The sequence below is a fragment of the Variovorax sp. FG153 genome (assembly GCF_057809595.1).
Genome location: NZ_JBMDKG010000002.1, coordinates 289414 through 307164, shown reverse-complemented (window position 1 = coordinate 307164; position 17751 = coordinate 289414). Strand labels below are relative to the sequence as shown.

The 17751-nt window shown below is 68.4% G+C and carries 16 protein-coding genes; 10 read left to right on the top strand and 6 right to left on the bottom strand.

From position 1 onward, the window contains the following. Positions 1-41: 41 nt before the first annotated feature. From ACODT0_RS04645 to ACODT0_RS04630, 4 genes are all read right to left on the bottom strand, one after another. On the bottom strand, positions 42-1172 hold the full coding sequence (locus ACODT0_RS04645) for a 2-aminoethylphosphonate--pyruvate transaminase (protein WP_489040723.1): 1131 nt from the start codon (positions 1170-1172) through the stop codon (positions 42-44). A 39-nt stretch (positions 1173-1211) separates the two neighbouring features. Further along, the gene (locus ACODT0_RS04640; RefSeq protein ID WP_489040722.1) at positions 1212-2945 is read right to left on the bottom strand and encodes a putative 2-aminoethylphosphonate ABC transporter permease subunit; all 1734 of its coding nucleotides are present in this window, start codon (positions 2943-2945) and stop codon (positions 1212-1214) included. Further along, positions 2942-4081, bottom strand: coding sequence for a putative 2-aminoethylphosphonate ABC transporter ATP-binding protein (locus ACODT0_RS04635; protein ID WP_413764151.1), 1140 nt, complete (start codon positions 4079-4081; stop codon positions 2942-2944). Before ACODT0_RS04635 ends, ACODT0_RS04640 begins: the two co-directional genes overlap by 4 nt. An 86-nt stretch (positions 4082-4167) precedes the next feature. Beyond that, on the bottom strand, positions 4168-5208 hold the full coding sequence (locus ACODT0_RS04630; protein WP_057589559.1) for a putative 2-aminoethylphosphonate ABC transporter substrate-binding protein: 1041 nt from the start codon (positions 5206-5208) through the stop codon (positions 4168-4170). Between the two features lie 158 nt (positions 5209-5366). Between ACODT0_RS04630 and ACODT0_RS04625 the strand changes: the two genes are divergently transcribed. The 7 genes from ACODT0_RS04625 (at position 5367) to ACODT0_RS04595 (ending at position 12177) form a co-directional block, all read left to right on the top strand. After that, positions 5367-6089, top strand: coding sequence for a phosphonate utilization associated transcriptional regulator (locus ACODT0_RS04625; protein ID WP_489040781.1), 723 nt, complete (start codon positions 5367-5369; stop codon positions 6087-6089). A gap of 1 nt (position 6090) precedes the next feature. Then, positions 6091-7317: a phosphonoacetate hydrolase gene (phnA, locus tag ACODT0_RS04620; protein ID WP_489040721.1), complete on the top strand. Its 1227-nt coding sequence runs from the start codon at positions 6091-6093 to the stop codon at positions 7315-7317. A gap of 18 nt (positions 7318-7335) precedes the next feature. Continuing rightward, the gene (gene phnY / locus ACODT0_RS04615) at positions 7336-8784 is read left to right on the top strand and encodes a phosphonoacetaldehyde dehydrogenase (protein WP_057589562.1); all 1449 of its coding nucleotides are present in this window, start codon (positions 7336-7338) and stop codon (positions 8782-8784) included. 2 nt (positions 8785-8786) lie between these two features. Beyond that, on the top strand, positions 8787-9350 hold the full coding sequence (locus ACODT0_RS04610) for a phosphonate degradation HD-domain oxygenase (protein ID WP_057589563.1): 564 nt from the start codon (positions 8787-8789) through the stop codon (positions 9348-9350). Continuing rightward, complete coding sequence (locus ACODT0_RS04605) at positions 9347-9796, top strand: GNAT family N-acetyltransferase (RefSeq protein ID WP_057589564.1); 450 nt, start codon at positions 9347-9349, stop codon at positions 9794-9796. Before ACODT0_RS04610 ends, ACODT0_RS04605 begins: the two co-directional genes overlap by 4 nt. 18 nt (positions 9797-9814) lie before the next feature. Continuing rightward, positions 9815-11203: an FAD-dependent oxidoreductase gene (locus ACODT0_RS04600; RefSeq protein ID WP_489040720.1), complete on the top strand. Its 1389-nt coding sequence runs from the start codon at positions 9815-9817 to the stop codon at positions 11201-11203. Positions 11204-11307: 104 nt separating this feature from the next. Further along, complete coding sequence (locus tag ACODT0_RS04595; protein WP_489040719.1) at positions 11308-12177, top strand: hypothetical protein; 870 nt, start codon at positions 11308-11310, stop codon at positions 12175-12177. Here ACODT0_RS04595 and aptA read toward each other — a convergent pair whose 3' ends face one another. Then, positions 12178-13530, bottom strand: a complete 1353-nt coding sequence (aptA, locus tag ACODT0_RS04590) for an omega-aminotransferase AptA (RefSeq protein WP_057589567.1) — start codon at positions 13528-13530, stop codon at positions 12178-12180. It lies immediately after the preceding gene. Between the two features lie 97 nt (positions 13531-13627). Here aptA and ACODT0_RS04585 point away from each other — a divergent pair, with 97 nt between their 5' ends. Continuing rightward, positions 13628-14578: a LysR family transcriptional regulator gene (locus ACODT0_RS04585; protein ID WP_208512027.1), complete on the top strand. Its 951-nt coding sequence runs from the start codon at positions 13628-13630 to the stop codon at positions 14576-14578. A 9-nt stretch (positions 14579-14587) separates the two neighbouring features. Here the strand turns inward: ACODT0_RS04585 and ACODT0_RS04580 are convergent, their stop codons facing one another. Further along, the gene (locus tag ACODT0_RS04580; protein ID WP_057589569.1) at positions 14588-15352 is read right to left on the bottom strand and encodes a FadR/GntR family transcriptional regulator; all 765 of its coding nucleotides are present in this window, start codon (positions 15350-15352) and stop codon (positions 14588-14590) included. Positions 15353-15594: 242 nt separating this feature from the next. Here ACODT0_RS04580 and ACODT0_RS04575 point away from each other — a divergent pair, with 242 nt between their 5' ends. Next, positions 15595-16800: an ABC transporter substrate-binding protein gene (locus ACODT0_RS04575; protein ID WP_489040718.1), complete on the top strand. Its 1206-nt coding sequence runs from the start codon at positions 15595-15597 to the stop codon at positions 16798-16800. Between the two features lie 85 nt (positions 16801-16885). Beyond that, positions 16886-17746 (top strand): branched-chain amino acid ABC transporter permease, encoded by an 861-nt coding sequence (locus tag ACODT0_RS04570; RefSeq protein WP_489040717.1) that lies wholly within the window; start codon positions 16886-16888, stop codon positions 17744-17746. Positions 17747-17751 lie beyond the last annotated feature (5 nt).

Genomic DNA, 17751 nt, shown 5'->3' with positions numbered 1-17751 from the left:
AGGACCGGCGCTGCAATGCGCCGGTGCCATGCGTTGTCCGTTCAGGCCGCGACGGCGGCCGATGCCTGCCGGATGCCCATGGCCTCGAGCGTCTCGGCGATGGCGGCGACCGCGCCCGGAATGCCCGCGTCGCCGAAGTGCCCCATGCAGCCCACGCGGAAGGTCTCCACTTGCGTGAGCTTGCCGGGGTAGAGGATGTAGCCGCGCTTCTTGACCTCGTTGTGGAAGGTCTTGAAGTCGTAGCGCGGATCGTCGGGCGCATGGAAGGTGACGATGATCGGCGCCTGGATGGCCGGGTCGAGGAAGGCGCGCAGGCCCAGCGCGGCCAGCCCGCTCACCAGCGCCTTGCAGTTGCGCGCATAGCGGCCGCCGCGCGCGGCCAGGCCGCCTTCCTCCAGGTACTGCGCGATCGCGGTGTCGAGCGCGGCCACCACGTGGGTGGGCGGCGTGAAGCGCCACTGCGTGGTCTTCTCCATGTAGACCCACTGGTCGTACAGGTCCAGGCTCAGCGAGGGGCTGTGGCCTTCGCATTGCTCGAGCGTGCTGCGCTTGACGATCACGAAGCCCATGCCCGGCACGCCCTCGAGGCACTTGCCCGAGGCCGCGACCACGGCATCGAACGGCGTCTTGCGCGCGTCGATCTCGAGCGCGCCGAAGGAGCTCATGGCATCGACGATCAGGCCGCGCCCGTGCTTCGCAACGACCAATGCGATCTCGTGCAGCGGGTTGAGCACGCCGGCGCCGGTTTCGCAGTGCACCACCGCGACATGGGTGATGCCGGGGTCGGCCGCGAGCGCGCGGTCCACGTCGGCGGGCGAGATCTGCTTCTCCTCGGTGTAGTCGATGGTGGTGAGCTTGCGGCCCAGCACCTTGCAGATCTTCGCGAGGCGCTGGCAGTAGGCGCCGTTGCTCGGCACCAGAACGTGGCCGTCGCGCGGCACCACGGTGCCGATGGCGGCCTCGACCGAGAAGGTGCCGCTGCCCTGCAGCGGAACGCATTCGTGCGTGCCCGTGCCGTGCACGATCTCCAGCACCTGGCGGCGGATGCGCGCGGTGATCTGGTTGAAGTCGCCGTCCCACGAACCCCAGTCGCGCAGCATCGCCTGGCGCGTGCGCTCGGACGTGGTCAGGGGGCCGGGGGTGAGCAGGATCGGATGCGGGGCTTGACTCATGGTGTCTCCAGGCAGGGAAGGGGAATGAGAGGGGGCCGTTCAGCCGCGGCCCAGGTTGCGCCAGGCCTGCGTGCGCGCGAGCAGCACGCGCGTGAGCAGCGCATAGGCGATGCACACTAGCGTCGAGGTGACCACGATCAGGCTGGCCAGCGCGGCGGCCGGGCCGATGTCGCCGGCGTCGTCCATGTGCATGATCGCGACCGACGCGAGGATGGTCTCGGGCGTGTAGAGGAAGATGGCGCACGACAGGCTGGCCATCGACACCACGAAGAAGTAGCGCCCGATGTCGAGGATGGCCGGCAGGCACACCGGCACCGTGACGCGCAGGAAGGTCTTGAAGAACGGCACCTTGAGCGAGGCCGAGACGGCTTCGAACTCGTTGTCGATCTGCTTGAGCGCGGTGACGGCCGTGAGGTGGCTCGAGGTGTAGTAGTGCACCACCATCGACACGATCAGGATCGCCATCGTCTGGTAGAGGAAGTTCAGCGGGTTGGCCGGATGGTTGAAGAACATCACGTAGCCCAGGCCCAGCACCAGGCCCGGCACCGCCATCGACAGCACGGCCATCAGGTGCATGCCCTTGCGCATCAGGCCGAGGCCGCGCGTCTTCTCGATCAGGTAGGAACCCGTGAACACGATCAGCGAGCCGGCCACCGCGGTGGCCATGGCCACCAGCAGGCTGTTGCCGTAGGCCGCGGCCATGTCGCTCTCGACCAGCACGAAGTGGTAGTGCTTGAGCGTGAAGGTCTGGTCGTAGGGCCACAGCGCGATCAGCGAGGTGTAGACCGCCATGCCGATGGTGGCCAGCAGGAAGGCGCAGACCACGGTGCAGAACAGCGTGAGCAGCGTGTCGGCCACGCGCCGGCGCTTCGGGCTGTAGGGCACCGAGCGCGCCGTGAGCTGCGCCTTGAGCTTGCGCCGCACCACGTAGTCGATGACGAAGGAGACGATCGACGGCAGCAGCAGCAGCATGCCGACCACCGCGCCGATCGAGAAGTTGTGCTGCCCGACCACCTGCTTGAAGACGTCGACCGACAGCACGTTGAAGTTGCCGCCGATCACCTTGGGCGCGCCGAAGTCGCTGACCACGTAGGTGAAGACCACGGTGGCCGCGCTGATCAGGCCGTACTTGCACGAGGGCAGGGTGATGGTCATGAACTGCCGCAGCGGCCGCGTGCGCAGCGCGGTGGCGGCCTCGTAGAGCCGGCCGTCGGCCAGCGACAGGGCAGTGACCAGGATCATCAGCGCATGCGGGAAGGTGTTGTAGACCTCGGCCAGGATGATCCCGGGCGCGCCGTAGATCGAGGTGCCGCCCAGCAGGAACTTGAGCGCGCCCTGGTTGCCGAACCACTGCACGAAGGAGATCGCCGACAGCAGCGAGGGCGCGAGCAGCGGGATCAGCGCGATGAGCCGGAACACGGCCTTCAGCGGTGCCGGCATGCGGCTGCGCGTGAGCGCATAGGCGAACACGAAGGCCGTGGGCACCGAGATCGCGACCACCGCGGCCGCGACCCAGACCGAGTTCCAGGCGGCGCGCAGCAGGCTCGGCGTCTGGAAGTAGGTGATGAAGTGGGCCAGGCCGACGAAGCGGCCGTCCTTGTCCTGCACCGCGTGCGCGAGGATGGTGAGCAGCGGCGCGACCAGGAACACGAACAGCATCGCCATCACGACGCACAGCACGGCGCGCGCGATGGTCTCGTCGCGGCTCCAGCGCAGGGCGGGCCGCGTGCTCATGGCCGGCTTGGCGGCGAGGGGATGGGCCAGCGTGCTCATGGTTGCGGCGCGCGCGCTGCGGAGAAGGCGCGGATGCGGTTGGCGCGCAGCGCGATGTCGACCGTGTGGCCCTCGCGGATGCCCAGGTCGTGCAGCTGGTTGAGCGAGAAGTGCAGCCCGAGCGTCTGGCCGTGCAGCGCGTCGGCCGTCACCTCGGCGATGCACAGGCCGCCGAGGAACTCGACCTTGGTGACCATGGCGCGCAGCCGGTTGGCCGTGTCCTCGCGCAGGTGCTCGACCGCGCGGTCCTCGGGCCGCAGGTAGAGGTTGACCGCCTCGCCGGGCTCGAAGGCGCCGTCGCAGGCATCGCACTGCAGCTCCATGTCGCCCACTTGAAAGCGGTGGTTGCCCAGCGCCACCGAGCGCAGCACGTTGACCTTGCCGACGAAGTCCGCCACGAAGGGCGTGGCCGGCTGCTCGTAGACCTCCATCGGCGTGCCGACCTGCTCGATCACGCCGTGGTTCATCACCACGATGCGGTCGGCCATCGACAGCGCCTCCTCCTGGTCGTGCGTGACCATGATGGTGGTGATGCCGACCTGCTTCTGCAGCCGGCGGATCTCGCCGCGCAGGCGGATGCGCTCGAGCGCGTCGAGCGCCGACAGCGGCTCGTCGAGCAGCAGCAGGCCGGGACGGGTGGCGAGCGCGCGCGCCAGCGCCACGCGCTGCTGCTGGCCACCCGAGAGCTGGCTCGGGTACTTGGCGCCCGAGGTCGGCAGGCCGACCAGCTTGAGCAGCTCGTCGACGCGCGCCTTGACCTCGGCGCGCCGGGCCCGCCCGTTGACCAGGCCGTAGCCGATGTTCTCGGCGATCGTGAGGTTCGGGAACAGGGCATAGGACTGGAACACGATGCCGTAGTCGCGCCGGTCGGGCGGCAGCCACGAGACGTCCTTGCCGTTCTGCAGGATCTGGCCCGCGGTCTGGGTCTCCAGCCCCGCGATGATGCGCAAGAGCGTGGTCTTGCCGCAGCCCGAGGGGCCGAGGAAGCACAGCATCTCGCCGGGGTTGACGCGCAGGTGCACGTCGCGCAGCGCGCTGAAGGTCTCGAAGTCCTTGCGGACCCCGATGACCTCGAGCGCCGCGGCGCCGCTCGCGGGCCGCCGGCCGGCCATGAACGGGGTGTCGGTCGTATCCATTGTTCGCACTCGTCGTTGGCGGACGCGGCGGGGCGCGTGTCCGCGGGTTGGAGGAAGACGGCAGGCGGGAGAGGCGGGGCGAGCTCTTACTTGGGTTCGGCCTTGCCCTCGTAGCGCTTGCTCCACTCGGCCAGGATGCGTTCGCGGTTCTTGGCGGCCCAGTTCAGGTCGTTCTTCGCGAGCAGCTTCTCGTAGTTGTCGGGAATGCCCTCGAGCTTCGAGACCACGCCGGGATAGGCCACCACGGCCCACCAGCGTGCGCTGATCTGGTTGGCCTCCTTGCTCGCCATCCAGTCGGCGAAGCGCTTGGCCTGCTCGAGCTTGGTGCTGGTCTTCATGAGGCTGGTGGCCTCGATGTCCCAGCCCAGGCCTTCCTTCGGGAAGATCAGGTCGACCGGGGCGCCCGACTTCTTGACCTGGTGGGCGCGGAACTCGAAGGAGATGCCGATCGGGAACTCGCCCGCGCCGGCCTGCTTGCAGGGCTTGGAGCCCGAGTGCACGTACTGCGCGATGTTCTGATGCAGCGCGTCCATGTACTTCCAGCCCTCGGCATCGCCCCACAGCTGCAGCCACGAGGAGACGTCGAGGTAGCCGGTGCCGCTGGAGGCCGGATGCGGCATCGAGATGGCGCCCTTGTAGACCGGCTTGGCGAGGTCCTTCCAGCTCTCGGGCTTGGGCAGGCCCAGCTTCTGCGCCTCGACCCGGTTGAAGCAGATGGTGGCGGCCCAGACGTCCATGCCGACCCAGGCCGGCGGGCGCGCGGCATCCGAATAGGCGGGGTTCAGTTCCTTGAAGCCCTTGGGCTCGTAGGGCAGCAGCATGCCTTCCTGCTGCAGCAGCGCGAGGCTGCTGGCGGCCAGTCCGGCCACCACGTCGGCCTGCGGATTGGCTTTCTCGGCCAGCAGCTTGGCGGTGACGATGCCGGTGGAGTCGCGCACCCACTTCACCTCGATATCGGGATTGGCCTTCTCGAAGGCGTCCTTGTAGAGCTTCATGGCATCGGTCTCGAGCGCGGTGTAGACCAGGAGCGAGGTCTTCTGCGCCCAGGCGGCGCCACTGGTCGCGAGGCCGAGCGCCGCGGCGCACAGGACGGCCGCGAGACGGCGCGAGCTTGGTTTCATCGTCATCTGTTTCTCCTGAGAGGGCTTGCTGTCACGAAAGGGTGAGTGGCGGGCGTCCGGGGCCTGGCGGCCGGGATCCGGTGAAAGCAATGTAGATTGCCAACTTAAGACTGTCAATAAAAAATTGTTGACAGTTTTCAATCCGAGGCTGGAGAATGCGTTCCATGGTCACCAGCAATCCCTCCTCCGCCCTCGCGTTCCTCCAGTCCAGCTCGCTGCCGATGCTGATGCAGGAGGAGATCGAGCGATTGATCATGACGGGCGAGCTCCCGGTGGGCAGCCGCATCAACGAGAGCGAGCTCTCGCAGCGCTTCAACACCAGCCGCGGCCCGATCCGCGAGGCGCTGCGCGCGCTGGAGGAGGCGGGCCTGGTGCGCAACGAGAAGAACCGCGGCGTCTTCGTGCGCGAGATCGCGTTCGAGGAAGCGGACGAGATCTACGAGCTGCGCGAGGCGCTGGAGGAAATCATCGGCCGCCGCGTGGCGCTGGCGATCAAGCCCGATGCCGTCGAACGGCTGCGCGCCATGCTCGACGCCATGCGCTCGGCGGCCCAGGCGCAGGACGTGGAGCAATACGCGCAGCTCAACCTGCAGTTCCACGAGATCCTGCTCGACACCGCGGGCAGCAGGAAGCTGACCGAGACCTACAAGCGCCTCGTGAAGGAGCTGCACCTGTTTCGCATGCGCGCCCTCGACAGCGGCGGCGGCCTGCGGGTCTCGGCCGACGAGCACCGCGACATCGTCGAGGCCATCGCCAGCGGCGACCCCGAGATCGCGGGCCGCGCGCTGCGCCGGCATGTCGCGGGCAGCCGCGCGCGCATGCACAAGGCCTTCGGCCGCGCCGATGCCGAAGCCGCCACCACGAACAACCCACCAAAGGAAGTCTGAAATGACACCGGAGACCCTCGAAGTCAATGCCAGGAGTTATCGCTGGATGGCGCGCCCGATCGTGGTCGTGTGCGTGGACGGCTGCGAGCCGGCCTACCTCGACGCGGCCATCGCCGCCGGCGTGGCGCCGTACATCGGCCGCATGCGAAAGGAGGGCGCCGACCTGCTGGCCGACTGCGTCGTGCCGTCCTTCACCAACCCGAACAACCTGTCGATCGTGACCGGCGCGCCGCCCGCGGTGCACGGCATCTGCGGCAACTACTTCTTCGACCGCGAGCTGGGCCAGGAAGTGATGATGAACGACCCCAGGTACCTGCGCGCCGGCACCGTGCTGGCGGCCTTCGCCGACGCGGGCGCCAAGGTGGCAGTGGTCACGGCCAAGGACAAGCTGCGCAAGCTGCTGGGCCACCGCATGAAGGGCATCTGCTTCTCGTCCGAGAAGTCGGACCAGGTGACGATGGAGGAGAACGGCATCGACGACGTGCTCGGCATGGTCGGCATGCCGGTGCCCTCGGTCTACAGCGCCGAGCTCTCCGAGTTCGTGTTCGCGGCCGGCGTGAAGCTCATGGAATCGCGCCGTCCCGACCTGATGTACCTCTCGACCACCGACTACGTGCAGCACAAGGCAGTGCCCGGCAGCGAGCAGGCCAATGCCTTCTACGCGATGATGGACCGCTACCTGGCGCAGCTCGATGCGCTCGGCGCCACCATCGTGCTGACCGCCGACCACGGCATGAACGACAAGCACGGCGCCGACGGCTCGCCCAACGTCATCTACCTGCAGGACGTGCTCGACGGCTGGTACGGCACCGGCACCGCGCGCGTGATCCTGCCGATCACCGATCCCTACGTGGTGCACCACGGCGCGCTCGGCTCCTTCGCCACGGTCTACGCGCCCGACGAGGGCAGCGTGCCGGGCTGGATCGAGCGCATCCGCCAGGTGCCGGGCATGGAGTCGGTGCTGTCGCGCAAGGAAGCGGCGCAGCGCTTCGAACTACCCGCCGACCGCATCGGCGACATCGTGGTCGTGAGCGAGAAGAACACCGTGATCGGCACCGCGGCCAGCCGCCACGACCTGTCGGCGCTCGAGGTGCCGCTGCGCTCGCACGGCGGCGTGTCGGAGCAGCGCGTGCCGCTGATCTGCAACCGCCCGGTGGCGGGCATCGCCGCCGGCCGCCGCCTGCGCAACTTCGATGCGCTCGACATCGCGCTGAACCACGCCCAGTAACCGACCGCCGGAGCACCCATGAGCCAAGCCACGCTGAAGCCAGGCACCATCCACCGCGAAGCCCTGCGCATCGCCGGCGAGCGCGTCTACCGCGACCGCACGATCGAGGTCACCTATCCCTACACCGGCGAGGTGATCGCCACCGTGCCCAAGGCCACGCTCGACGACGTGCGCAACGCGCTGCGCATCGCGCGCGACTACAAGCCCACGCTCACGCGCTACGAGCGCTACAAGATCCTGATGCGCGCGGGCGAGATCATCGCCTCGCGCCTCGACGAGATCTCGCGCACCATCACGCTCGAATCGGGCCTGTCGCGCAAGGACTCGCTCTACGAGGTGGGCCGCGCCTCCGACGTGCTGCTGTTCGCGGCCAACCAGGCGCTGGTCGACGACGGCCAGGTGTTCTCCTGCGACCTCACGCACCACGGCAAGAGCCGCAAGGTCTACACGCTGCGCGAGCCGCTGCAGGGCGCGATCACGGCCATCACGCCGTTCAACCACCCGCTCAACCAGGTGATCCACAAGGTGGCGCCGGCCATCGCCACCAACAACCGCATCGTGCTCAAGCCCAGCGAGAAGACGCCGCTGGCGGCCTTCCTGCTGGCCGACATCCTCTACGAGGCCGGCCTGCCGCCGCCGATGCTGTCGGTGCTCACGGGCGACCCGCGCGAGATCGCCGACGAGCTGCTGACCAATGCCGACGTCGACCTCGTCACCTTCACCGGCGGCGTGCCGATCGGCAAGTACATCGCGGCCAAGGCGGTCTACAAGCGCCAGATCCTCGAACTCGGCGGCAACGACCCGATCATCGTGATGGACGATGCCGACATCGAGGAAGCGGCCACGCTCGCGGCCAGCGGCTCGTACAAGAACTCGGGCCAGCGCTGCACCGCGATCAAGCGCATGCTGGTGCACGAATCGGTGGCCGACCAGTTCGTCGAGCTGCTGGTGGCCAAGACCCGCGCATTGAAGTACGGCGACCCGATGGATCCCGACACCGACATGGGCACGGTGATCGACGAGGCCGCCGCGAAGCAGTTCGAGGGCGTGGTCAACGAGGCCATCGCGGCCGGCGCGAAGCTGCTGTACGGCAACGAGCGCCGCGGCGCGCTGTATTCGCCGACCGTGCTCGACCGCGTCGATCCCGGGATGACGGTGGCGAAGCACGAAACCTTCGGGCCCGTGTCGCCGGTGATCCGCTTCAAGACCATCGACGAGGCGATCCGCATCTCGAACGGCACGGCCTACGGCCTGTCGTCGTCGATCTGCACCAACCGGCTCGACCACATCACGCGCTTCATCCGCGAGCTCAACGTCGGCAGCGTCAACGTGCGCGAGGTGCCGGGCTACCGGCTCGAACTCACGCCCTTCGGCGGCATCAAGGACTCGGGCCTTGGCTACAAGGAAGGCGTGCTCGAGGCGATGAAGAGCTTCACCAACACCAAGACCTACTCGCTGCCCTGGTAACCATGAGCCTGAGCCTTCCCGACATCGTCGGCCTGTTCGAAACCAAGGGCCATGCCCAGTACGACGGCGAGCCCGTCACCCAGCTCGAGCATGCGCTGCAATCGGCGCACCTGGCCGAGCAGGAGGGGGCGGACAGCGCGCTGATCGCCGCCTCGCTGCTGCACGACCTGGGTCACCTGCTGCACGACTTCGGCGGCACGCCGACGCAGCAGGGGCTCGACGACCTGCACCAGTACCGCTGCCTGCCGTTCCTGCGCGCGCTGTTCGGCCCGGCCACGCTGGAACCGATCCGGCTGCACGTCGATGCCAAGCGCTTCCTGTGCGCGCGCGAGCCCGGCTACCTCGAGGCGCTGTCGCCCGATTCGCAGCGCAGCCTGCAGCTGCAGGGCGGCGTGTTCGACTCGGCGCAGGCCAGTGCCTTCGAGGCGCTGCCCTACGCGAAGGACGCGGTGCGGCTGCGGCGCTGGGACGACACGGCCAAGTGCGCCGACGCGAAGACGCCGGACCTCGCGCATTACGTGCGGCACCTGGAGGCCGCGTTGAAGCCCTCCGCCATCGCGGCATGAGCGCTACGCCACCGGTCGTGCTGGCGCGCCGCCCGGCCACGCGGGAGGACGTTCCCTTCCTGCTCGCGCTGCGGCAGCGCACGATGAACGGCCACGTGGTGGCTTCGGGCGCCGAGGTCAGCGATGCGCACCACATGGCGCGGCTGATGCACCGCTTCGAATGCGCCGAGTTGCTGCTGCACGAGGGCGAGGCGGTCGGCCTGCTCAAGGTGTCGCGCGATCCGCACGAGTGGGTGCTGATCCAGATCCAGCTCGCGCCCGGCTATCAGGGGGGCGGCATCGGCACCCGGTTGTTGGCCGAGATCGTCGCCGAGGCCGGACGCGCCGGTGTGGACCTCACGCTCAGCGTGCTCAAGGCGAATCCGGCCCGCGCGCTCTACGCGCGCTTCGGCTTCGTCGTCGAGCGCGAGTCCGAGTTTTCCTACGAGATGCGGCGCAAGCCCTGACCCCTTCACGGAGCCGCCATGCGCCCCTTCTGGATCGAACAGGCTCTGTTCAACGACGGCGACCTCGCGCCCGCGCTGCAGGGCGAATGCGAGGCAGACCTCTGCATCGTCGGCGGCGGCTTCACCGGCCTGTGGACCGCGATCCAGGCCAAGCAGCAGGCGCCCGCGCTCGACATCGTCATCCTCGAGAGCGACCTCTGCGGCGCCGGCGCGAGCGGGCGCAACGGCGGCTGCCTGCTCACCTGGTCGGCCAAGTTCCTGACCCTGCGCCGGCTGTTCGGCGAGGACGAGGCGGTGCGCCTGGTCAAGGCCTCGGAGGCGGCGGTGCAGCACATCGCCGACTTCTGCGCCGTCCACGGCATCGACGCCGAGCTGCGCCAGGACGGCACGCTCTACACCGCCACCTCGCCGGCCCAGGTCGGCACGCTCGATCCGATGATGCGCGCGCTCGAGGCGCGCGGCATCCATTCCTACCGCACCCTGCCGCCCGAGGAAGTGGCGCGGCGCTCGGGCTCGGCGCGCAATCTCGCGGGCGTGTATTCGCCGATCGCGGCCACCGTGCATCCGGGCAAGCTGGTGCGCGGGCTGCGGCGCGTGGCGCTGGCGATGGGCATCCGCATCCACGAGCGCACGCCGATGCTCGACTTCTCCACCGGCCATCCGGTCGTGGTGCGCACGCCGGCCGGCAGCGTGCGCGCGAACAAGCTGGTGCTCGCGATGAATGCCTGGATGGCCAGCCGCTTCGCGCAGTTCGAGCGCACCATCGCCATCGTGTCGAGCGACATGGTGATCACCGAGCGCTGCCCCGAGCTGCTCGCGCGCAGCGGCCTGACCGACGGCGTGTCGGTGCTCGATTCGCGCACCTTCGTCTATTACTACCGCAGCACGGCCGATGGCCGCCTCATGCTGGGCAAGGGCGGCAACACCTTCGCCTGGGGCGGGCGCATGGCCAAGGTGTTCGACGAGCGCTCGCCCTACGAGGCCGAGCTCACGCAGGCGCTGCGTTCCTTCTTCCCGGCCCTGAGCGAAACGCCGATCACCGCGAGCTGGAACGGCCCGTCCGACCGCTCGGTCACGGGCTTCCCGTTCTTCGGCCGGCTCGATGGGGCGCCGCACATCTACTACGGCTTCGGCTACTCGGGCAACGGCGTCGGGCCGACCTACATGGGCGGGCAGATCCTGTCGTCGCTGGTGCTCGACCAGGACAACGCCTGGACGCGCAGCCCGATCACGAAGGGGCCGCTCGGTTACTTTCCGCCCGAGCCGGTGCGCTACGTGGGATCGATCGTGGTGCGCGACGCGATCCGGCGCAAGGAGCGGGCCGAGGACGAGAACCGCCAGCCGTGGCTGGTGGACCGCATGCTCAGCAAGCTCGCCAACGCCGCGGGCAAGGCCGACAAGGCCTGACCCGCGGCGGCGGGCCGGGCGGGCCCGCACGTCATGGCATCCGTCTATGATCCGCGCGCCGCATGGGAGCGGCAGGCATCACAACACGAAGACGAGGAGAAGGCATGACATATTTCAAGGCCGTGCGCCGCCGCACGTTCTGGCTGGGCGCGTTGCTGGCCGTCGCGAGTCTTGCCGGCTGCGGAACGCCGCCGACATACAAGCTTCGCCCCGTCACCGGCCAGTCGCCGGGGACTTTCTCGCTGGCCCATTCCAAGGCGGTCGAGGACGAGCGCCATGGGACGCGTCATCTGGATGCGGCCAAGAGCATCGTTTACTCCCAGAACTTCGGTGGTGGCGGCGCGGCCCTTGGCCTGCTGCTCGGCCCGTTGGGCGTGGCGGCCAACATCAGCATGATCGACAGCAACACCGAGGCGGACGCCGTGCGCCTGCGGGGCAAGCTGACGCTGGCACCACGGGAACTGTTCCTCGCGGCCGCGACGCAACAGGGCCTGGAGGTCGTGGACGATGCCGCGACCGGCGTGCCGGGCCGCACGCTGGCCACGCCCTACCTGTTCGTGAGCAAGACCGACAACGACCGCCTGCTGACCGCGGCGGCGGTGCGGCTGGAGTACGGGCAGGGCGCCGACCAGTGGTCGGGCGTCTACATGTACCAGCTGCCTTCGTCCTACCAGCTGGACGACCTGGCCCGCCTCACGCCCGAGATGCAGGCCCGCCTGGGCGCGGAGGCGGCCCAGGGCTTCTCGGCGCTCGCGGCCTTCATCGCGAAGGAAGCGCCGCAGCAGGACGGCCAGGCCAAGGGCGGGACCGAGAAAGACTTCAGCTACAAGTCGGATCTGCTGACGCCCCGCATCGAGATCGAGATGAATGGCCGGTTCATCGCGCGGTCCGGCGACCTGATCTGGTTCAGGAGCTTCGGCGGTGTGTATGCCGTGCGCACCTCGAACATCAAGGTCATGTCGGGCGGAGTCTGATCAGTTGGTTTCCGCCAGCGCGTCGCCCAGCGCATTGATCATGCGATCGATCTCCGCCTTCTCCGAGACGAACGGCGGCGCGAGTTGGATGGTGTCGCCGCCGTAGCGCACGTAGAAGCCCTTCTTCCAGCAGTTCATCGCGATCTCGTAGGGACGGCGCGCCGGTTCGCCGGGCAGCGCGGCGATGGTGAGGCCGGCCGCGAGGCCGAAGTTGCGGATGTCGGCGACGTGCTTGCTGCCCTTGAGGCTGTGCACGGCGTTCTCGAAATGCGGCGCCAGCGCCTTCACGCGCGCGGGCATGTCTTCCTTCTGCAGCACGTCGAGCGCGGCGATGCCGGCGGCGCAGGCCACGGGGTGGGCCGAGTAGGTGTAGCCGTGCGGGAACTCGAGCATGTAGTCGGGGCCGCCCGCGGCCATGAAGGTGTCGTAGATCTCCTTGCTGGCGATCACGGCGCCCAGCGGCTGCGCGCCGTTGGTGATCTGCTTGGCGGCGTTCATGATGTCGGGCACCACGCCGAAGGCATCGGCGCCGGTGAGCGTGCCGCAGCGGCCGAAGCCGGTGATGACCTCGTCGAAGATCAGCAGGATGTTGTTGGCGGTGCAGATGTCGCGCAGGCGCTTGAGGTAGCCCTGCGGCGGGATCACCACGCCGGCCGAACCCGCGAAGGGCTCGACGATGACGGCCGCGATGTTCGAGGCGTCGTGCAGCGCGATCAGGTCGAGCAGGCGGTCGGCCAGCTCGGCGCCGTTCTCGGGCATGCCGCGCGTGAAGGCATTGGCCGCGAGCTGGGTGTGGGGCAGGTGGTCGGCCTCGACGCCCTGGCCGAACAGCTTGCGGTTGGCGCCGATGCCGCCGACCGAGATGCCGCCGAAGTTGACGCCGTGGTAGCCCTTCTCGCGCCCGATCAGCCGGGTCTTGCTCGCCTGGCCCTTGGCGCGCCAGTAGGCGCGCGCCATCTTGAGCGAGGTGTCGGCGGCCTCGGAGCCCGAGCCGGTGAAGAAGACGTAGTCGAGGCCCGCGGGCGTCAGTTCCTTGAGCCGGTTGGCGAGCTCGAAGGACAGCGGATGGCCGAACTGGAAGGCCGGCGAATAGTCGAGCTTCGCGATCTGGCGGCTCACCGCCTCGGTGATCTCGGGGCGGCCGTGGCCCAGGCCCGAGCACCACAGGCCCGAGAGGCCGTCGAAGATCTTGCGGCCTTCGTGGTCGGTGAAGTAGGCGCCCTTGGCCTCGACGATCAGGCGCGGGTCGGCCTTGAACTGGCGGTTGGCGGTGTAGGGCATCCAGTGCGCCTCGAGCCAGGCGGCATCGGTGCGCGGGGCCGGGTTGGCGAGGTCGGGCGTGGCGAGGGTCATGGGTGCGTCCAGGTTGGGTGGGAAAGGTGACGCGACTATTGTTGGCAAGCCATTCAGTGTGGAGAATGGCGCAATATCAATGTTCACTTGACGGTCCATGCAAGTAAAAGAAGGCGCCTCCACGGCCCGCAGCCGTGCCGTTCTGGGCCAGCTCAGCGACATGGACCTGCGCCTGCTCAAGGTGTTCAAGAGCGTGGTCGACTGCGGCGGCATGGCGGCCGCCGAGCTCGAGCTCAACATCGGCACCTCGACGGTGAGCCGCCACGTGAAGGACCTCGAGACCCGGCTCGGCCTGGTGCTGTGCCGGCGCGGCCGGGCCGGCTTCGCGCTCACGGCCGAGGGCCAGCGCGTCTACGACGAGACGCTGCGGCTCCTCGCTTCGGTCGATGCCTTCCGCGGCAGCATCGACGACATCCACAACCGCATGGGCGGCCAGCTCGAGGTGGCGCTGTTCGACAAGACCGCGACCAATCCGCAGGCGCGCATCGGCGAGGCGATCGCGCGCTTCGCCGAGGTGGCGCCCGAGGTCAGCCTGGCGGTGCACGTGGGTTCGATCAACGCGATCGAGCAGGGCGTGCTCGAGGGCCACTTCCAGATCGGCATCATCCCGGCGCACCGCAGCTCGAAGAGCCTGGTCTACGAGGAGCTGTTTGGCGAGACCATGCTGCTGTATTGCGGCCGCGGCCATCCGCTCTTCGAGGCCAGCCATGCGAAGCTCACCTGGCCCAAGCTGCGCGAGCACCATTTCGCGGGCCTGGGCTACCACTCGCCCAACATGGAGCTGAGCCACCGCGCGCAACTCTCGCGCAAGGCCACGGGCTTCGACCAGGAGGCGATCGCCACGCTCATCCTGTCGGGGCGTTTCCTGGGCTTCCTGCCCGACCACTATGCGCAGGTGTTCGAGCAGCGCGGGCTGATGCGCCCGGTGCTGCCCGAGCGCTTCCACTACGAATGCCGCTTCGTGAGCCTGCTGCGGCGTTCGCCGAAGCCTTCGCGCGCGGTGCTGGCGTTCCAGGCCTGCCTCACGGCGGCGCACCGCGGCAAGTAGGAGGCGCGCTCAGCGCTGGGCGTTGGGCACCAACAGATGCTTGGCGCCGATGTGCGCCTCCATCTCGTGCATGTGCTGCTCGGCGTCGACCATGTGCTCGCTCATCAGCCGCTGCACCGTCGCGGCGTCCTCCTTGCGGTAGGCCGCGAGCAGCTGCGTGTGGTAGTCGACGTTGGCCTCGCCGAAGTGGTGATGGTCGAGCGCCTTCTTGTAGACCACGAGGTCGCGCAGCAGGTCGTTGAGGAAGCGGCACATGAAGGACAGCACCGGGTTGGGGCAGGCCTCGGCCAGGATGGTGTGGAAGGCCAGCTCGGCCTCGCGCTGGATGCGCTGCTCGTCCTCGGAGGCCGGTTCCTTCGTGCACAGGCGCACGTTTTCTTCGAGCCGCTCGAACATCTCGGGCGTGAGCCGGCCCACCACGCTGACCGCGAGCTCGGGTTCGAGCGCCTTGCGCAGCTGGTAGATGTGGTGGCCGTCGAGGTGGTGGAAGTGCAGGAAGTTGCGCAGCGGCTCGGACGCATGCTCGACCGACACCTGCTGCAGGTAGGCGCCGCCGCCGGGCCCGGTGCGGATCGAGATCAGGCCGCTGACCTCGAGCGCCTTGAGCGCCTCGCGCACCGTGCTCTTCGAATAGCCGAACAGCTCGATCAGTTCCTTCTCGTTCGGCAGCCGGTCGCCGGGCTGCTTGCGCTCGGCCACGATCCAGCGCTTCACGTCCTCGACGATGACGTCCGAGAGCTTTTGTCGCTTCGGGCGGTGTTGCCCCACTGTCATGCCCACGCTCGATGTCCCTCGGGAGATGCGCGGAATGCGCAACAGCGCGCGATCTTACCCAGCGGTACTGGGTGCATCGGCGTGGTGCACGCGGGCGGGGCGAGGGGGCCGCGAATTCGGTGGTTTTTGGGCACGAGGATTGCTAGCGGGTTTTTACCAGCATATTAATCCTATTTATCCGCTTAAATTCGCCGCGACCGCGGACGCCCATCCCCTCCACCCTCACCACGACGGAGTTCCTCTTGCAACGCAGACACCTTCTCCAACTGGCCGCCCTGTCGGCCGCTCCCGCTTCCCTGCTGGCCGGCCGTTCGGCTTTCGCGCAATCGGCCGAGGCGATCCGCTTCGGTTGCCCGGTGCCGATGTCGGGCGCCTTCGCGGCCAACGGCAAGTTCGCCGACCTCGGCATGAAGCTGGCGATCGAGCAGTACGGCAGCGTGCTCAAGCGTCCGCTGGCCTACACGGTGCTCGACACCGAGGGCAAGCCCGCGACCGCGGTGCGCAAGGTGCAGGAAGCCTCGCAGCAGCAGGGCGCGAAGTTCTTCGCGGGCGGCATCCTGTCGTCGGAAGCGCTGGCCATGGGCAAGGAGGCCGAGAAGGCCGGCGGCCTGTTCATCACCACCGCGGGCGCCGACGAGATCACCGGCAAGGACTGCAACCCCGCCACCTTCCGCTGGTCGGTGCCCACCTTCGGCGCCATCGAGCAGACGGTGCGCCCGCTGGTCGCGCAGATGCCCAAGGCCAAGCGCTGGTACACGATCACGCCGCAGTACGTGTTCGGCGACGGCCTCCTGAGCGCGGCCAAGACCATCTTCCAGGAGAAGGGCATCGAGCACGTGGGCAACAGCTACCACTCGCTCAACGAGAAGGAGTTCAGCGGCTACCTCACCAACGCGATGGCCGCCAAGCCCGACGTGCTGCTGCTGCTGAACTTCGGCGCGCAGTCCTCGGCCGCGCTGCGCCAGGCGGTGAGCTTCGGTATGCACAAGAACATGACGATCCTGATGGCCTGGGCCTCGGGGCTCGAGCAGTTCGACGAGCTCGGTGCCGACCTCTGCGACGGCGTGTACTTCGGCGCGCAGTACTGGCACACGGTGGATACGCCGCTCAACAAGGAGCTGGTGAAGCGCACCGCCGACAAGCTCAAGATCGTGCCCAACTACAGCCTCGCGGGCTCGTACGTCTGCACCAAGATCCTGATCGACGGCATCGTGAAGGCCGGCACGGTCGACCAGAAGGCCGTGATCGCGGCGCTCGAGGGCATGAAGTTCGACGGCCTCACGGGCAGCGAGGAGATCCGCAAGGCCGACCACCAGGTGGTGAAGGACTACTACCTGCTCAAGGGCAAGGCCAAGTCGAAGATGAAGGACGCGGCCGACTACGTCGAGGTGGTGAGCTCCGGCAAGTCCTTCCTGCCGGTCGACAAGACGGGCTGCAAGCTGGCCTGAGTCACGCCGGTTCCGCGACTTCGTCCGCGCCACCGCGGTGGCACGGCGGGGCGCGGTCCGCCCGCACGCTCCATTTCCCACACCCATGTCCGTCTACCTGCTCCAGACCATCAACGGCATCGGCATCGGCATGCTGTATTTCCTGCTGGCCGTCGGCCTGTCGATCGTGTTCGGCCTGCTGCGCTTCGTGAACTTCGCGCATGGCGCCTTCTACCTGCTGGGCGCCTACCTGTGCTTCCAGGCGCTGCAGTGGGGCCTGAACTTCTGGGCCGCGCTGGTGCTGGTGCCGCTGGCCGTCGGCGCGCTCGGCTGGCTGGCCGAGAAGCTGCTGCTGCGCCGCGTCTACGCGAAGGCGCATGAATTTCACATCCTCGTCACCGTGGGCCTGGCGCTCGCGGTGCAGGAGATCGTGATCGTCTTCTGGGGCCCGCTGGGCAACAGCGTGCCCACGCCCGACCTGCTGCAGGGCGTGGTGATGTGGGGCAGCTTCATCTATCCGAAGTACCGGCTGTTCGTGATCGGCTTCACCGCCGTGCTCGCGGTGCTGCTGTGGTGGGTGCTCGAGGGCACGCGCCTGGGCAGCGCGGTGCGCGCGGGCAGCGAGTCGACCGAGATGGTCTCGCTGCTCGGCATCAACGTGTTCCGCGTGTTCAGCCTGGTGTTCGCGCTCGGCGCGGCCACGGCGGCACTGGCCGGCGTGCTGGCCGCGCCGATCCGCGGCGCCGAGCCCTTCATGGGCGTGGAGGCGCTCGGCTTGGCCTTCGTGGTGGTGGTGATCGGCGGGCTCGGCAGCTTCGGCGGCGCGCTGGTTGGCGGCCTGCTGATCGGCATCGTGCAGAGCCTGATGAGCACCCTGTGGCCGCCCGGTGCGAGCCTGATGATCTACATCGCGATGGCGGCCGTGCTGCTGCTGCGCCCGCATGGCCTGCTCGGCCGCAGAGGATGAACGCC

Coding starts and splice junctions, on each gene's coding strand:
- ACODT0_RS04605 (WP_057589564.1), top strand. CDS start 9,347: ATGAGCGCTACGCCACCGGTCGTGCTGGCGCGCCGCCCGGCCACGCGG.
- ACODT0_RS04595 (WP_489040719.1), top strand. CDS start 11,308: ATGACATATTTCAAGGCCGTGCGCCGCCGCACGTTCTGGCTGGGCGCG.
- ACODT0_RS04580 (WP_057589569.1), bottom strand. CDS start 15,352: ATGACAGTGGGGCAACACCGCCCGAAGCGACAAAAGCTCTCGGACGTC.
- ACODT0_RS04640 (WP_489040722.1), bottom strand. CDS start 2,945: ATGAGCACGCTGGCCCATCCCCTCGCCGCCAAGCCGGCCATGAGCACG.
- phnY (WP_057589562.1), top strand. CDS start 7,336: ATGAGCCAAGCCACGCTGAAGCCAGGCACCATCCACCGCGAAGCCCTG.
- ACODT0_RS04625 (WP_489040781.1), top strand. CDS start 5,367: ATGGTCACCAGCAATCCCTCCTCCGCCCTCGCGTTCCTCCAGTCCAGC.
- aptA (WP_057589567.1), bottom strand. CDS start 13,530: ATGACCCTCGCCACGCCCGACCTCGCCAACCCGGCCCCGCGCACCGAT.
- ACODT0_RS04610 (WP_057589563.1), top strand. CDS start 8,787: ATGAGCCTGAGCCTTCCCGACATCGTCGGCCTGTTCGAAACCAAGGGC.
- phnA (WP_489040721.1), top strand. CDS start 6,091: ATGACACCGGAGACCCTCGAAGTCAATGCCAGGAGTTATCGCTGGATG.
- ACODT0_RS04600 (WP_489040720.1), top strand. CDS start 9,815: ATGCGCCCCTTCTGGATCGAACAGGCTCTGTTCAACGACGGCGACCTC.
- ACODT0_RS04645 (WP_489040723.1), bottom strand. CDS start 1,172: ATGAGTCAAGCCCCGCATCCGATCCTGCTCACCCCCGGCCCCCTGACC.
- ACODT0_RS04585 (WP_208512027.1), top strand. CDS start 13,628: ATGCAAGTAAAAGAAGGCGCCTCCACGGCCCGCAGCCGTGCCGTTCTG.
- ACODT0_RS04570 (WP_489040717.1), top strand. CDS start 16,886: ATGTCCGTCTACCTGCTCCAGACCATCAACGGCATCGGCATCGGCATG.
- ACODT0_RS04635 (WP_413764151.1), bottom strand. CDS start 4,081: ATGGATACGACCGACACCCCGTTCATGGCCGGCCGGCGGCCCGCGAGC.
- ACODT0_RS04630 (WP_057589559.1), bottom strand. CDS start 5,208: ATGACGATGAAACCAAGCTCGCGCCGTCTCGCGGCCGTCCTGTGCGCC.